The organism is Micromonospora sp. CMU55-4 (genome assembly GCF_011602315.1).
GTDB classification, from domain to species: Bacteria; Actinomycetota; Actinomycetes; order Mycobacteriales; family Micromonosporaceae; genus Micromonospora; species Micromonospora chalcea.
In genome coordinates this window covers 212,558-227,350 of sequence record NZ_JAAOLH010000001.1, presented here as the reverse complement: position 1 = coordinate 227,350, position 14,793 = coordinate 212,558, and the positions used below count along the sequence as shown (strand labels likewise).

The following is a 14,793-nucleotide window of genomic DNA, read 5'->3' as shown; positions in this document are numbered from 1 at the left end:
GAGGAACGGCATGCAGCGGTGGCGGGGGTACGAGGCGGCGCCCGGCGGCTGGGGACGCTCGGTGGTCACCATCGGCGTCTTCGACGGCGTGCACCGGGGGCACCAGGCAACCATCGGGCACACCGTGGCGCGCGCCCGGGAGCTGGGCGTCAAGTCGGTGGTGGTGACGTTCGACCCGCACCCGGCCGAGGTGGTGCGCCCGGGCTCGCACCCGGCGGTGCTCACCGAGCCGGCGCGCAAGGCCGAGCTGATCGAGGCGCTCGGCGTGGACGTGCTCTGCGTGGTGCCGTTCACGGTCGAGTTCTCCCGGCTGCCACCCGAGGCGTTCGTGCACGACGTCCTGGTCGAGCACCTGCACGCCGCGCTCGTGGTGGTCGGCGACAACTTCCGGTTCGGGCACCGGGCGGCCGGGGACGTGCCGCTGCTGGAACGGCTCGGCCGCACCTTCGGCTTCGCCGTCGAGGGCGCGCCGCTGGTCGCCGAGGCGGGGACGGTCTTCTCCTCCACGTACATCAGGTCCTGCGTCGACGCGGGCGACGTGGGCGCGGCGGCGGCGGCGCTCGGCCGCCCGCACCGGGTCGAGGGCGTGGTGGTCCGCGGCGACCAGCGCGGACGTGAGCTGGGTTACCCCACCGCCAACCTGCTGACCCACAGGTACGCGGCGGTGCCCGCCGACGGCGTGTACGCGGCCCGCCTGGTGCGCCGCGACGGCGAACCGCTCGCGGCGGCCGTGTCGATCGGCACCAACCCGACGTTCTCCGGCCGGGAACGGCGGGTGGAGGCGTACGCGCTGGACTTCACCGGTGACCTGTACGGCGAGCGGCTGGCCCTGGACTTCGTGGCGCACCTGCGCGAGCAGCGGACGTACGACGCGATCGAGCCGCTGGTAGCCCAGATCGCCGAGGACGTGGAGCGCACCCGCCGGGCGGTGTCCTGACCCGCTCGGGCGACCTTGACCGGCCGTCCGGCCCGGGGGCTGGTAGGCTGGCGGAGACGTCGGCTGACCGACGGGGGCCTCGCGTGCCTGCACGACGCCGCGGGTGCGAGGAACCGGTCCGTTGCACCGGTCACCACGACCGCTCCGGACCTCATCGAATGACCCACGAAACAGGGAGAACATGGCGCTCGACCAGGAAGCCAAGGCCAAGATCCGCCAGGAGTACGCGACCGCCGAGGGCGACACCGGCTCGCCCGAGGTGCAGGTCGCGGTCCTGACCAAGCGGATCGCTGAGCTCACCGAGCACCTGAAGGTGCACAAGCACGACCACCACAGCCGCCGTGGGCTGCTGCTGCTGGTCGGCCGGCGCCGCCGGCTGCTGAACTACGTCCAGAAGAAGGACATCAACCGCTACCGGTCGCTCATCGAGCGGCTCGGCCTGCGCCGATGACCTGACGGGGGAGTGGCCGCCTGGCCGCTCCCCCGTTGCAGTACCACCGAAGAACCCGGCCGCGCGACACCCGAAGAGGGAGCCGGTCAGCACCGGTCTCCGGTAGTGGCCCCCGGGCATCCCGGCACGACGCCGGCCCACCCGGGCGCTTCGATCGAAGACCGGCCGCCTGAGCAGTTCCCGTGTCGTCGGCCGACGACGCGAAGGAGCACCACAGCACATGACCGAGACCAACCTCGGCACCGAATCCCGCACCGCGGTGATCGACAACGGGTCCTTCGGCACCCGTGAGATCACCTTCTCCACCGGCCGCCTGGCCCGCCAGGCCGCCGGCTCCGTCGTCGCCCAGCTCGGCGAGACGGTCGTCCTCTCCGCCACCACGGCCGGCAAGCAGCCGCGCGAGTCGTTCGACTTCTTCCCGCTGACCGTGGACGTCGAGGAGCGGATGTACGCCGCGGGCCGGATCCCCGGCTCGTTCTTCCGCCGTGAGGGCCGGCCCAGCGAGGACGCCATCCTCACCTGCCGGCTGATCGACCGGCCGCTGCGCCCGTCGTTCGTCAAGGGCCTGCGCAACGAGGTCCAGGTCGTCGAGACGGTGCTGGCGCTCGACCCGCAGCACCCGTACGACGTGGTGGCGATCAACGCCGCCTCGATGTCGACCAAGCTGTCCGGCCTGCCGTTCTCCGGCCCGATCGGCGCGACCCGGGTCGCGCACGTCGACGGCCAGTGGGTCGCCTTCCCGACCCTGGAGGAGCTGGAGCGGGCCACGTTCGACATGGTCGTGGCCGGCCGCACCCTGGCCGACGGCGAGGTCGCGATCATGATGGTCGAGGCCGAGGCCACCCCGAACGCGGTGACCCTGATCTCGGGCGGCGCGACCGCGCCGACCGAGGAGATCGTGGCCAGCGGCCTGGAGGCCGCCAAGCCGGCCATCCGCGAGCTGTGCCGGGCGCAGAGCGAGCTGGCCGAGGTGGCCGCCAAGCCGGTCGCCGAGTTCCCGATCTTCCTGGATTACCAGGACGACGCGTACGACGCGGTGGCCGAGGTGGCCCGCGCCGAGGTCGCCGAGGCGCTGAAGATCGCCGGCAAGGCCGACCGCGAGGAGGCCCTGGACCGGATCAAGGCCAAGGTCGCCGAGGAGCTGACCGGCCGCTTCGAGGGCCGCGAGAAGGAGCTGTCCGCCGCGTTCCGTTCGCTGACCAAGTCCGAGGTCCGCAACCGGGTGCTGCGCGAGCAGGTCCGCATCGACGGCCGCGGCCCGCGTGACATCCGCCCGCTGACCGCCGAGGTCGGCGTGCTGCCGCGGGTGCACGGCTCGGCGCTGTTCGAGCGCGGCGAGACCCAGATCCTGGGCGTCACCACGCTGAACATGCTGCGCATGGAGCAGATGGTGGACACGCTGTCCCCGGAGAACCGCAAGCGCTACATGCACAACTACAACTTCCCGCCGTACTCGACCGGTGAGACCGGCCGGGTCGGCTCGCCGAAGCGGCGCGAGATCGGCCACGGCGCGCTCGCCGAGCGGGCGCTGATCCCGGTGCTGCCCTCGCGCGAGGAGTTCCCGTACGCCATCCGGCAGGTCTCCGAGGCGCTCGGCTCCAACGGCTCCACCTCGATGGGTTCGGTCTGCGCCTCGACGCTGGGCCTGCTCTCCGCCGGTGTGCCGCTGAAGGCGCCGGTCGCCGGCATCGCCATGGGCCTCATCTCCGACGAGGTCGACGGCAAGACCCAGTACGTGACGCTGACCGACATCCTCGGCGCCGAGGACGCGTTCGGCGACATGGACTTCAAGGTCGCCGGCACCCGGGACTTCGTCACCGCGCTCCAGCTCGACACCAAGCTCGACGGCATCCCGTCGGACGTGCTGGCCGCCGCGCTGCAGCAGGCGCACGAGGCCCGGCAGACCATCCTCGACGTGATGCAGCGGGCCATCGAGGCGCCGGCCGAGATGTCGGACTACGCGCCGCGGGTCACCACCGTGAAGATCCCGGTCGACAAGATCGGCATGGTGATCGGCCCGAAGGGCCAGACCATCAACGCGATCCAGGACGAGACCGGCGCCGAGATCTCCATCGAGGACGACGGCACGATCTACGTCGGCGCGACCAACGGCCCGTCGGCCCAGGCCGCGGTGGACCGGATCAACGGCATCGCCAACCCGACCCTGCCGAAGGTGGGGGAGCGGTTCCTCGGCACCGTGGTGAAGACCGCCGCGTTCGGCGCCTTCATCTCGCTGCTCCCGGGCCGCGACGGCCTGCTGCACATCTCCAAGGTGGGCGACGGCAAGCGGGTCGAGAAGGTCGAGGACTTCCTCAACGTCGGCGACAAGGTCGAGGTGGAGATCGCGGACATCGACGCCCGCGGCAAGATCTACCTGGACAAGATCCGCCCGGAGGGCGCCGAGGCGCCGGCCGCCGCCGAGGGTGGCGACCGTCCGTCGGGCCGGGACCGCGGCGGCGACCGCGGCCCGCGTGACCGGGGTGACCGGGGCGGCGACCGGGAGCGCGGCGAGCGCCGCTCCGAGGGCGGCGAGGGCGGCGGCGAGTCCCGTCCGCGTCGCCGGACCCGGCACAGCTGATCCACCGCCGGCCCGGGTGACGTCCGCGTCACCCGGGCCGGACCACGGCTCCAGGTCGCCTGCGCGAGCTGGAGCCGTCGTACGTCCCGCCGTCCCTCGTCATCCGGAGAGCAGGTGCTCGTGAGTTCGTCAGCCGCCTCGACGGGACGGGGGGTGACGTCGACCGGGCCGGGTTCGGCCGCCCGCGCGGTCACCCGGACGCTCAGCGACGACCCGCTCGGCGGCACCGTCCGCCGTACCGTGCTGCCCAGCGGGCTGCGGGTGCTGACCGAGGCGATCCCGGCCATGCGCAGCGTGTCGTTCGGCATCTGGGTGGCGGTCGGTTCGCGCGACGAGACCGGCCCGCAGGCCGGCGCCGCGCACTTCCTGGAACACCTGCTGTTCAAGGGCACCAACAAGCGCAGCGCGCTGGAGATCTCGTCCCAGATCGAGGCGGTGGGCGGCGAGACCAACGCCTTCACCACGAAGGAATACACCTGCTACTACGCGCGGGTGCTGGACGAGGACCTGCCGCTGGCCATCGACGTCATGTGTGACCTGGTCGCCGACTCGGTGCTGACCCCGTCCGACGTGGAGACCGAGCGCGGCGTCATCCTCGAAGAGATCGCCATGCACGACGACGAGCCCGGCGACGAGGTGCACGACCTGTTCACCCGCGCCGTCTACGGCGACCACCCGCTGGGCCGCCTCATCTCCGGCACCGAGGAGACCGTCACGCCGATGAGCCGGCGGCAGATCCAGGGCTTCTACCGCCGCCGCTACACCCCGCCGCGGATCGTGATCGCCGCCGCCGGCAACCTCGACCACGCCGCGGTGGTCAAGCTGGTCCGGCAGGCGCTGCGCGGCACCCCGCTGGACACCGACCCGGCGGCGCCGGCGTCGCACCGCCCGTCCACCCCGGGGGTACGCACCAAGCCGGCCACCACGCTCGTCGAGCCGAAGGAGACCGAGCAGGCGCACGTCGTCCTCGGCTGCCCGGCCATCGACCGCACCGACGAGCGGCGCTTCGCCCTCGGCGTGCTCAACAACGTGCTCGGCGGCGGCATGTCCAGCCGGCTGTTCCAGGAGATCCGGGAACAGCGCGGCCTCGCGTACTCGGTCTACTCCTACGCCAGCCAGTACGCCGACAGCGGCGTGTTCGCCGTCTACGCCGGTTGCGCTCCGGGCAAGGTGGACGAGGTGCTGCACCTGACCCGCGCCGAGCTGGCCCGGGTCGCCGCCGAGGGGATCACCGAGGCGGAACTGGCCCGGGGCAAGGGGATGAGCAAGGGCTCGTTCGTGCTCGGGCTGGAGGACACCGGCTCGCGGATGAGCCGGCTCGCCAAGGGCGAGCTGCTCTACGGCAACCTGATGCCGGTGGACGACCTGCTGGCCCGGGTGGACGCGGTGACCCTCGACGACGTGAACACGCTCGCCGCCGAGCTGCTCGGCCGGCCGATGTCGCTGGCCGTGGTGGGCCCGTTCGACTCCGGCAGCTTCGCGGCCACGAGCTGAGCGGCCCACCGGTCCGCCGGATCCCGTGCCGGGCGCTGGGATAGGTTGTGGGCCGTGACTGAGCAGCAGAAGACGGTGGCCCGGGTCGGTGTGCTTGGTGCCCGGGGCCGGATGGGCATGGAGGTCTGCAAGGCGGTCGACTCCGCCGCCGACCTGGAGCTGGTCGCGGCAGTCGACCAGGGCGACGACCTGGACGCTGTGGCCCGGGCGGGCGCCGGGGTGGTCGTCGACTTCACCACCCCCGACGCGGTCATGGACAACCTGCGCTGGTGCGTCGAGAACGGCGTGCACGCGGTGGTCGGCACCACCGGCTTCACCGAGCAGCGGCTCGACCAGGTACGCGAGTGGCTGGCCGGCCGTCCCGGCGTGGGCGTGGTGATCGCCCCCAACTTCGGCATCGGCGCGGTGCTGATGATGCAGTTCGCCGCGCGCGCGGCCCGGCACTTCGAGTCGGTCGAGATCATCGAGCAGCACCACCCGCGCAAGCTGGACGCGCCGAGCGGCACCGCCACCCACACGGCTCGGCTGATCGCCGCGGCCCGCGCCGACGCCGGGCTCGGGCCGGTGCCGGACGCCACCCGCGACGAGGTGGCCGGCGCCCGCGGCGCCGACATCGACGGGGTACGCGTGCACGCGGTGCGCGCCACCGGCCTGGTCGCCCACCAGGAGGTGCTGTTCGGCACCACCGGTGAGACGCTGACCATCCGGCACGACTCGTACGACCGGGTGTCGTTCATGCCCGGCGTGCTGCTGGCGGTCCGCGAGGTGGGCCGCCGGCCCGGTCTCACGGTCGGCCTGGACGCCCTGCTCGACTGACTGCCGCGGTGTGCCCCCGGCCTGCTGCGGGAAACCGTTTTGCCTGGTCGGGGGCGTCGACCTAGGCTGCTTTCCATGATCGATTCCGGACAATCCGACCGCACCGGCCGCCGGGTGACGCTGCGCCCGGTGGACGACGACAACTGGCGGGCCGTGGCGGACGTCGCGCCGCACGACGACCAGCGCGCCTTCGTGGCCGCGCTCGCCGCCCGCTACCTGCTTCTCACCGAACGCTCGGACGTCTGGAACTCGCTGGCCGTCTACGCCGACGAGACTGTCGTCGGCCATGTCATGTGGGGCGTGGACGACGACGAGTCGCGCTGGATCGGCGGCATGGTGATCGACGCCGCCGAGCAGGGCCGGGGGCTGGGCCGCGCGACGGTGCGGACGATCGCCGACCGGCTCGCCGAGGCGGGCCGGCCGATCCGCTTGAGCTACCACCCCGACAACAAGCCCGCCGCCGCCCTCTACACCGCCCTGGGCTTCCACCCCACCGGCGCCATGGAGGACGACGAGCTGGTGGCCGAACTCCGCCCCGCCTGACCCCCGCGCCAACCGCGTCGGGGCGGGTGGGGTGGCGGTCCTGCCCCGTGCCGGGACCGCCGGCCCACCCACGTGAGGGTGGACCGGCGGCCGGGCGGGAACTCATCGGTCGGCTGAAGGATTTTCGTCAGCGGATTCCGGGACCGCCACGTGGAAGCGGAGCTGGGGGACGAGCATGTCGTCCACGTCCAGCGCGCGGGTCGCGCCGTCCGGCTCCCAGCCGGTCGAGCCGAGGAAGTTGCGGGTCGCCGCGTCGGCGTCGAACGCCCACGCCACCGCCCGGGTCAGCCCGTCGGCGCGCCAGTGCTCGACCGCCGCGGCGAGCAGCCGGCTGCCGTGCCCGCGCCGCCCCCACCGGGGCTCCACCAGCAGGTCCGTCACCGCCGCGACGCCCGACGCGAGCGCGTCGGCCGGCTCACCGGGAGCCAGCGCCTCGGCGTCGGCCGGACCGGAGGCGATGAACCCCACCAGATAGGATTGCGCCGCCTCCTCGACGGCGACCAGCACCCGGTGCGCGCCCGAGGGGGGCTCCTGCACCGCCGCGCTCCACCGCCGGGCGAGGTACGCCTCGTCCAGGTTGTCGAGCACGTGCCGGGGCAGGATCCGGCGGTACGCGACCCGCCAGGTCGCGAGCTGGACGCGTGCGATCTCGCCGGCGTCCTCGGGACGCGCGGGCCGGACGTAGCCTGCAGCCATGGCACGTGAGCCTACGCAGGGCGAGGAGGGTGACGGTGGCGCAGGGTGCCGGGCGCACGATCACGCAGGCCGTCGCCGTGGCGGCGCTCGCCGCGGCGGTCACCGTGTTCCTGTCCGTGGCGGCGGTGCGGCACGGCTTCTTCGACCTGCAGGTCTACTACGGCGCGCTCACCTACTGGGCACGTGACGGCGGGGAGATCTACGACTTCCTGCGCCCCGGCACCCAGTACGGCTTCACCTACCCGCCGTTCGCCGCGCTGGTGATGCTGCCGATGGCGTACCTGCCGTGGAACGCCGCGATCGTGGTGAGCGTGACGCTCACGGTGCTGGCGAGCGCCGTGGTGATCTGGCGGCTGCTGGACCCGGTGGCCCGCCGCTCCGGCTGGACCCGCTGGTTCGCCCTCGCCGTCGCGCTGTGCCTGGCCGCCGCGTACGAGCCGATGCGCGAGACGGTCAACTTCGGCCAGGTCAACATGCTGCTGCTGTTCCTGGTGGCGGTGGACCTGCTGTGGCTGCTGCCGGCCCGCAGCCGCTGGGCGGGCGTGGGCATCGGCCTGGCCACCGCGATCAAGCTGACGCCCGGCATCTTCATCGTCTACCTGCTGGTCACCGGCCGCTGGCGGGCCGCCGCCACATCGGTCGGCACGGCTGCCGTCGCCACGCTCGTGGCCGCCGGTCTCTTCCCGGACGCCTCCCGGGAGTTCTGGACCGAGGCGCTGTGGAACACCGACCGGGTCGGCGAGCTGGCGTTCGTCTCCAACCAGTCGTTGCGCGGGGTGGTGGCCCGGCTCGACCCGCAGCACCCCAGCACGATCGCCTGGCTGGCGCTCGTACTCGTGACGCTCGTGGTGTGGGCGTGGCGGTCGCGGGCGGCGGTGGCCGCCGGCGACGAGGCCACCGGCCTGGCCCTGACCGGCGCCGTGATGTGCCTGGTCAGCCCGGTCACCTGGGTGCACCACCTGGTGTGGCTGCTGCCCGGGTTGATCCTGCTCGTGGACAACGGCATGGCGGCGCCCGCGCGCAGCCGGCGGCGCCGTCTGCTGCTGGCCGCCGCGTTGATCGGGTACGCGCTGCTGTGCAGCCGGATCGTCTGGGCCTGGGAGAAGGACTTCACCGGCGTGGACGGCTTCCTCGGCAGCAACACGTACGTGTGGATCAGCCTGGCGTTGCTGCTGGGGCTGCCGATCCGGCGCTGGCTCACCCCGGACGGCGGTGGGCGTCCCGGCGGGGAGGTCCCGGCCGGGTCAGCCTCCGGCGGTGTAGCGCAGCTCGCGGAGCAGGAGCGGGGGGAGTCCGCCGGACAGCGGCACCGGATAGGTGGACTCCTCGCCGTCCGGTGAGTGCCCGGCCCGCTCGTAGAAGCGGCGCGCCCGGGCGTTGTCGGCGAGCACCCAGAGCCGGTACCCGGTCCAGCCCCGCTCGGCCAGACCGTCCCGGGCCGCCGCGAGCAGCGTCCGGGCGACACCCGAACCCCAGCACGCGGGCTCCACGTAGATCGCCAACAGCTCACCGTGCGCCGGGTCCAGGTCGCCGCGGTCCTGGTTGTTCCGGTACGGCCCGAACGTGGTGAACCCGACGATCGTGCCGCCGTCCTCGGCGACGAGCGTGGTGAACGGGTGCTCCGGGTCGGCGGTGCCGAGGTCGCGGCGGCGCTGGGCCCAGGCGGCCGGGTTCAGCCGGGCCAGCACCTCCGTGGGCATGATCCCGGCGTAACCGGACTGCCATCCGTGGACGTGCACCCGGGCGATCGCCTCGGCGTCGTCCGGTTCCTCCCGGCGAATGGTGAGCATCTGTCCGTTCTATGCCCAGACGGGCGATCGGTCCAGCCGCCGCTCCCGGTGTCGTACCGCTGGATTAGGGTCGCCGGCGATGGCCGTACCGGAATCGCTCTCCCTCGCCCAGGCCCGCCGGATCGCCCTGGCCGCCCAGGGCTTCGCCGACCCGGCGCCTGCCGGCGTGCCCACCCGGCGGCACCTGCGCCGGGTGCTCGACCGGGTCGGGCTGATCCAGATGGACTCGGTGAACGTGCTCCAGCGGGCGCACTACCTGCCGCTCTACAGCCGGCTCGGGCCCTACCCGACCGCGCTGCTGGACACCGCCGCCTACCGCCGCCCGCGTGAGCTGTTCGAGTACTGGGCGCACGAGGCGTCGCTGGTGCCGGTCGGGCTGCACCCGGCGCTGCGCTGGCGGATGGCGAAGGCCCGCGACGAGGCGTGGGGCGGCATGCGCCGGATCGCCCAGGAGCAGCCCGGGCTGGTCGCCTGGGTCCGCGACGAGGTGGCCGCCCGGGGCCCGCTGACCGCGGCCGAGATCGAGCACGACGCGCCCCGGGAGACCGGCAACTGGGGCTGGAACTGGTCCGCCGTGAAGCGGGCGCTGGAGTTCCTGTTCTGGGCCGGCGAGGTCACCGCCGCCGAGCGCACCAACTCGTTCGCCCGCCGCTACGACCTGCCCGAGCGGGTGCTCCCGGCCGCCGTGCTGGACGCGCCCACCCCGACCGACGCCGAGGCGTACCGGACGCTCGTCTCGATCGCGGCCCGCTGCCTCGGCGTGGCCGCCGAGCCGGAGCTGCGCGACTACTTCCGGCTGCCGGTGGCCGGGGCGCGGCAGGCGGTGGCCGACCTGGTCGAGGCGGGCGAGCTGACCCCGGTCACCGTGCAGGGCTGGCGGCACCCCGCCTATCTGCACGCCGACGCCCGGATGCCCCGCTGGGTACGCGGGAACACGCTGGTCAGCCCGTTCGACCCGCTGGTCTGGGAGCGGGCGCGCACGGAGCGGCTGTTCGGCTTCACCTACCGGATCGAGATCTACGTGCCCGCGCCGCAGCGGGTGTACGGCTACTACGTGCTGCCGTTCCGCCAGGGCGAGCGCTTCACCGCCCGGGTCGACCTCAAGGCCGACCGGAAGGCCGGCGTGCTGCTGGTGCCGGCCGCCTGGGTCGAGCCGGGCGCCGACCCGGGGGAGACCGCTGTGGCGCTCGCCGCCGAGCTGTACCGGCTGGCCGGGTGGCTCGGCCTGGACGCGGTCGCCCCGCCCGCCGCAGGCGACCTCGCGGGGCCGCTGGCCGCCGCGCTGGTGGGCGTGGCCGGTGTACGGTGAGCGCGTGACGAGCGTTGACCGGCCTGCCACCGAGCCCGACCCGCACGCCCACAGTGAGCCGCACGTCCACGCTGGGCCGCACGCTCCCGACGGGCCGTGGCAGGGGCCGTACCCGGTCGCGTACCAGCCGGTCGAGACCGACCGGTTCACCCGTATGGTCCTGCGCCTGCACGCCCGCGCCCCGCGCTGGGCGGTGCCGCTGGCCGCGCTCGGCTGCGTCGTCCTCGGCCTGGCGTACGCGATGATCAGCAACCCGACGCAGAGCGACCCGGACGCCCGTCCGACCTGCCTGCTCAAGCTCACCACCGGGCTCGACTGCCCGGGCTGCGGCGGCACCCGCGCGCTCTGGTACGTGCTGCACGGCGACCTGCCGGCCGCCGCCCGGCACCACTTCCTGTTCGTGTTCGCGCTGCCGTTCCTGACCTGGCTCTTCGTGACCTGGGCCGGCAACCGGGCGTTCGGCTGGAAGCTGCCCGAGCCGCGGTTCAGCCCCAAGGCGATCGGGTTGTTCCTGGCCGCCTGGGGGGTCTTCTCGGTGGCCCGCAACCTGCCGTGGGCGCCCTTCACCTCGCTCTACGTCTAGCCTCCCACCGAGGGACCGCGCTGACGCGAGGGCCGGGAGATCTTGGACACCCGGGCTGAGCTGGGCGGCAGGTCGGCCGCGCGCCCGATTTCCGCGCCGGGCGAGGGCCAACTACAGTCCCAGGAATGCCGGAGATGGTGCAGCCCCAGGTCAAGTTGATCGCGTGGACCCAGTTCCAGGCGCCCGAAGAGGTGCCCTGGTCCACCGACGCCGACGGCGGGCAGGCGCTCGCCGAGTTCGCCGGCCGGGCCTGCTACCAGAGCTGGAAGAAGCCGAACCCGGCCACCGCCACCAACGCGGGCTACCTGGCGCACATCCTGGAGGTCGGCCACCTGAGCGTGCTGGAGCACGGCTCGGTGAGCTTCTACTTCAGCGGCGTGTCGCGGTCGTTCACGCACGAGCTGATCCGGCACCGGCACTTCTCCTACTCGCAGCTCTCCCAGCGCTACGTGCCGGAGCGGGACGCGGCGATGGTCGAGCCGTCGGTGATCGCCGACGACCCGGAGCTGCACAAGAAGTTCGTCGAGGCCACCGACGCGGCGGTGCGGGCGTACACCGAGTTGCTGGAGGGGCTGGAGGCCCGCTTCACCGACGAGCCCAACCCGACGCTGCGCCGCAAGCAGGCGCGCCAAGCGGCGCGGGCGGTGCTGCCGAACGCCACCGAGACGCGGATCGTGGTGACCGGCAACTACCGCGCGTGGCGGCACTTCGTCAAGATGCGCGCCACCGAGCACGCCGACGTGGAGATCCGCGAGCTGGCGGTGGAGTGCCTGCGGCAGCTCAAGAGCGTCGCGCCGAACGTGTTCGCCGACTTCGAGATCTCCACCCTGCCCGACGGCACCGAGGTGGCGGCGTCCCCGTACGCCGAGTGACCTGTCGCCCTTCGCCGCCGGGTCACCGGTGGTCGTCCGCTAGGTTGTGAGCATGACGCACGACCACTCCGCCGCCCCGAGCCGGGGCGCGTCGCGCCCGTTCGGGCGAGTGATGACGGCCATGGTGACCCCGTTCACGCCGGACGGCGGGCTCGATCTCGCCGGCGCCGCCCGGCTGGCCGAGTATCTCGTGGACGAGCAGCGCAACGACGCGCTGGTCCTCAACGGCACCACCGGTGAGTCACCGACCACCACCGACGCGGAGAAGGAGTCGCTGATCCGCGCCGTGGCCGAGGCGGTGGGCGACCGGGCCCGCATCGTCGCCGGGGTGGGCACCAACGACACCCGGCACACAGTCGAGCTGGCCACCCAGGCCGAGAAGGCCGGCGCGCACGGCCTGCTGGTGGTGACGCCCTACTACAACAAGCCGCCGCAGGCCGGGCTGCTGCGTCACTTCACCACCGTCGCGGACGCCACCGGCCTGCCGGTCATGCTCTACGACATCCCGCACCGCTCCGGCGTGGAGATCGCCACCGAGACGCTGGTGAAGCTGGCCGAGCACGGCCGCATCGTGGCCGTGAAGGACGCCAAGAGCGACCTGACCGCCACCTCCTGGGTGCTGGCCCGCAGCGACCTCGCGTTCTACAGCGGCGAGGACGCGCTCACCCTGCCGATGCTGTCGATCGGCGCGGTCGGCGTGGTCGGCACCTCCACCCACTTCACCGGCGCGCCGACCAAGCAGATGATCGAGGCGTTCGAGGCGGGCGACAACGCCCGGGCGCTCGCGCTGCACCGGCAGTTGCTGCCGCTCTACACCGGCATCTTCCGCACCCAGGGCACGATCCTGGTCAAGGCGGGTCTCGCGGCCCAGGGCCGCCCGGCCGGCCCGGTGCGACCGCCGCTGGTGGACGCCACCGGCGACGAACTGGCCCAGCTGCGCGCCGACTGCGCGGCGGCGGGCCTGCCCCTGCCCGAATGAACAAACGACACGACGGACGCCGCGCGACGGCGTCGCAGAATGAGGTGACGCGTGACCGAGGCGCACATCGAGGGTGAGCTGCCCCCGCCGCTGCCCGAGGGCGGCCTGCGGATCATCCCGCTCGGCGGACTCGGCGCCATCGGCCGGAACATGACCGTCTTCGAGTACGACGGCAAGCTGCTCATCGTCGACTGCGGGGTGCTGTTCCCCGACGTCGAGCAGCCGGGCGTGGACCTGATCCTGCCCGACTTCGGCCCGATCCTGGACCGGCTGGCCGACGTGCAGGCGATCGTGCTCACGCACGGTCACGAGGACCACATCGGCGCGGTGCCGTACCTGCTCGCGCACAAGCCGGACATCCCGCTCGTCGGCTCCCAGTTCACGCTCGCGCTGGTCGAGGCGAAACTGGCCGAGCGGCGGATCCAGCCGTACACGCTGACCGTGCGGGAGGGCGGCCGGGAACGGCTGGGCCCGTTCGAGTGCGAGTTCTTCGCGGTGAACCACTCGATCCCGGACGCGCTGGCGGTGGCCATCCGTACGCCCGCCGGCCTGGTGCTGCACACCGGCGACTTCAAGATGGACCAGCTTCCGCTGGACGGGCGGATCACCGACCTGGCCGGGTTCGCCCGGCTCGGCGCCGAGGGCGTCGACCTGCTGCTGTCGGACTCGACGAACGCGGAGATCCCCGGCTTCGTCACGCCGGAGAAGGAGATCGGCCCGGTCCTCGACTCGATCTTCGCGAAGGCCAAGGGGCGGATCATCGTCGCCTCGTTCGCCTCGCACGTGCACCGGGTGCAGCAGGTCTTCGACTCGGCGGTCGAGCACGGCCGCAAGGTGGCGCTGATCGGCCGGTCGATGGTCCGCAACATGGGCATCGCCCGCGACCTGGGCCTGCTGAACATCCCGCCCGGCCTGGTGGTCGGGATCGAGGAGGCCACGAACCTGCCGCCCGAGCAGATCGTGCTGATGTCCACCGGTTCGCAGGGCGAGCCGATGAGCGCGCTGGGCCGGATGGCCAGCGGCGACCACCGGCACATCACCATCGCGCCCGGCGACACCGTGGTGCTGGCGTCCTCGCTGGTGCCCGGTAACGAGACCTCGGTCTACCGGGTGATCAACCGGCTGGCCCGCGCCGGCGCCGTGGTGGTGCACAAGGACGTGGCGAAGGTGCACGTCTCCGGCCACGCCCCGGCCGGCGAGCTGCTCTACCTGCTCAACGTCGTCCGCCCGAGCAACCTGATGCCGGTGCACGGCGAGTGGCGGCACCTGCGGGCGCACGCCCGGCTCGGCATCGAGTCCGGCGTCGCGCCGGACCGGGTCGTGCTCTGCGAGGACGGCGACGTGGTTGACCTGGTCGAGGGCCGCGCGAGCCTGGTCGGCCGGGTCAAGAGCCGGTACGTCTACGTCGACGGCCTCGCCGTCGGCGACGTCAGCGAATCGCTGCTCACCGAGCGGCGGATCCTCGGCGACGGCGGTTTCATCGCCGCGACGGTCGTGGTCGACTCGGTCACCGGCAAGGTGGTCGCCGGGCCGACCGTCTCGGCGAAGGGCTTCTCCGAGGACCCGGCCGCGTTCAACGCGGTGGTTCCGCTGGTCACCGAGGCGCTGAACCGGGCCGCCGCGGACGGCATCACCGACCCGCACCAGCTCCAGCAGATCGTCCGCCGCACCGTCGGACGCTGGGTCAACGACGCGTACCGCCGTCGGCCGATGATCGTCCCGACAGTCGTCGAGGTCTGACCCGA

General features: G+C 73.0%; 14 protein-coding genes. 12 read left to right on the top strand and 2 right to left on the bottom strand.

The features are described 5' to 3' along the window. The first annotated feature begins 10 nt into the window (after positions 1–10). The 6 genes from HA073_RS01025 to HA073_RS01000 all read left to right on the top strand — a co-directional run bounded on the left by HA073_RS01025 (position 11) and on the right by HA073_RS01000 (position 6,819). Positions 11–937, top strand: a complete 927-nt coding sequence (locus HA073_RS01025) for a bifunctional riboflavin kinase/FAD synthetase (RefSeq protein WP_030503409.1) — start codon at positions 11–13, stop codon at positions 935–937. Positions 938–1,118: 181 nt separating this feature from the next. Continuing rightward, positions 1,119–1,388 carry a 30S ribosomal protein S15 gene (gene rpsO, locus HA073_RS01020; protein ID WP_013284678.1) on the top strand — a complete coding sequence of 90 codons (270 nt, stop codon included), beginning with the start codon at positions 1,119–1,121 and terminating at the stop codon, positions 1,386–1,388. Positions 1,389–1,608: 220 nt separating this feature from the next. Beyond that, the gene (locus HA073_RS01015; protein ID WP_166455502.1) at positions 1,609–3,966 is read left to right on the top strand and encodes a polyribonucleotide nucleotidyltransferase; all 2,358 of its coding nucleotides are present in this window, start codon (positions 1,609–1,611) and stop codon (positions 3,964–3,966) included. A 153-nt stretch (positions 3,967–4,119) separates the two neighbouring features. After that, complete coding sequence (locus HA073_RS01010; RefSeq protein ID WP_309227971.1) at positions 4,120–5,460, top strand: pitrilysin family protein; 1,341 nt, start codon at positions 4,120–4,122, stop codon at positions 5,458–5,460. A 54-nt stretch (positions 5,461–5,514) separates the two neighbouring features. Beyond that, positions 5,515–6,276, top strand: a complete 762-nt coding sequence (gene dapB / locus HA073_RS01005) for a 4-hydroxy-tetrahydrodipicolinate reductase (protein WP_166455500.1) — start codon at positions 5,515–5,517, stop codon at positions 6,274–6,276. Positions 6,277–6,351: 75 nt separating this feature from the next. Continuing rightward, positions 6,352–6,819 (top strand): GNAT family N-acetyltransferase, encoded by a 468-nt coding sequence (locus HA073_RS01000; RefSeq protein ID WP_166455499.1) that lies wholly within the window; start codon positions 6,352–6,354, stop codon positions 6,817–6,819. A 102-nt stretch (positions 6,820–6,921) separates the two neighbouring features. Here HA073_RS01000 and HA073_RS00995 read toward each other — a convergent pair whose 3' ends face one another. Continuing rightward, positions 6,922–7,515 (bottom strand): GNAT family N-acetyltransferase, encoded by a 594-nt coding sequence (locus HA073_RS00995; RefSeq protein ID WP_064447090.1) that lies wholly within the window; start codon positions 7,513–7,515, stop codon positions 6,922–6,924. Between the two features lie 35 nt (positions 7,516–7,550). On the opposite strand from HA073_RS00995, the gene HA073_RS00990 reads away from it, so the two are divergent. Further along, entirely contained in the window at positions 7,551–8,855 is a 1,305-nt protein-coding gene (locus HA073_RS00990) for a glycosyltransferase family 87 protein (RefSeq protein WP_166455498.1), read from the top strand. Here the strand turns inward: HA073_RS00990 and HA073_RS00985 are convergent. Further along, positions 8,760–9,305, bottom strand: a complete 546-nt coding sequence (locus HA073_RS00985; RefSeq protein ID WP_166455497.1) for a GNAT family N-acetyltransferase — start codon at positions 9,303–9,305, stop codon at positions 8,760–8,762. The genes HA073_RS00990 and HA073_RS00985 overlap by 96 nt on opposite strands. Before the next feature lie 79 nt (positions 9,306–9,384). On the opposite strand from HA073_RS00985, the gene HA073_RS00980 reads away from it, so the two are divergent. The 5 genes from HA073_RS00980 (at position 9,385) to HA073_RS00960 (ending at position 14,788) form a co-directional block, all read left to right on the top strand. After that, entirely contained in the window at positions 9,385–10,614 is a 1,230-nt protein-coding gene (locus HA073_RS00980; protein ID WP_043325793.1) for a winged helix-turn-helix domain-containing protein, read from the top strand. Next, positions 10,604–11,197: a DUF2752 domain-containing protein gene (locus HA073_RS00975; protein WP_064447092.1), complete on the top strand. Its 594-nt coding sequence runs from the start codon at positions 10,604–10,606 to the stop codon at positions 11,195–11,197. Before HA073_RS00980 ends, HA073_RS00975 begins: the two co-directional genes overlap by 11 nt. A 134-nt stretch (positions 11,198–11,331) precedes the next feature. After that, positions 11,332–12,069, top strand: coding sequence for an FAD-dependent thymidylate synthase (thyX, locus tag HA073_RS00970; protein ID WP_043330542.1), 738 nt, complete (start codon positions 11,332–11,334; stop codon positions 12,067–12,069). A gap of 52 nt (positions 12,070–12,121) precedes the next feature. Beyond that, entirely contained in the window at positions 12,122–13,048 is a 927-nt protein-coding gene (gene dapA / locus HA073_RS00965) for a 4-hydroxy-tetrahydrodipicolinate synthase (RefSeq protein WP_043325790.1), read from the top strand. A gap of 51 nt (positions 13,049–13,099) precedes the next feature. After that, positions 13,100–14,788 carry a ribonuclease J gene (locus HA073_RS00960; RefSeq protein ID WP_043325788.1) on the top strand — a complete coding sequence of 563 codons (1,689 nt, stop codon included), beginning with the start codon at positions 13,100–13,102 and terminating at the stop codon, positions 14,786–14,788. Positions 14,789–14,793 lie beyond the last annotated feature (5 nt).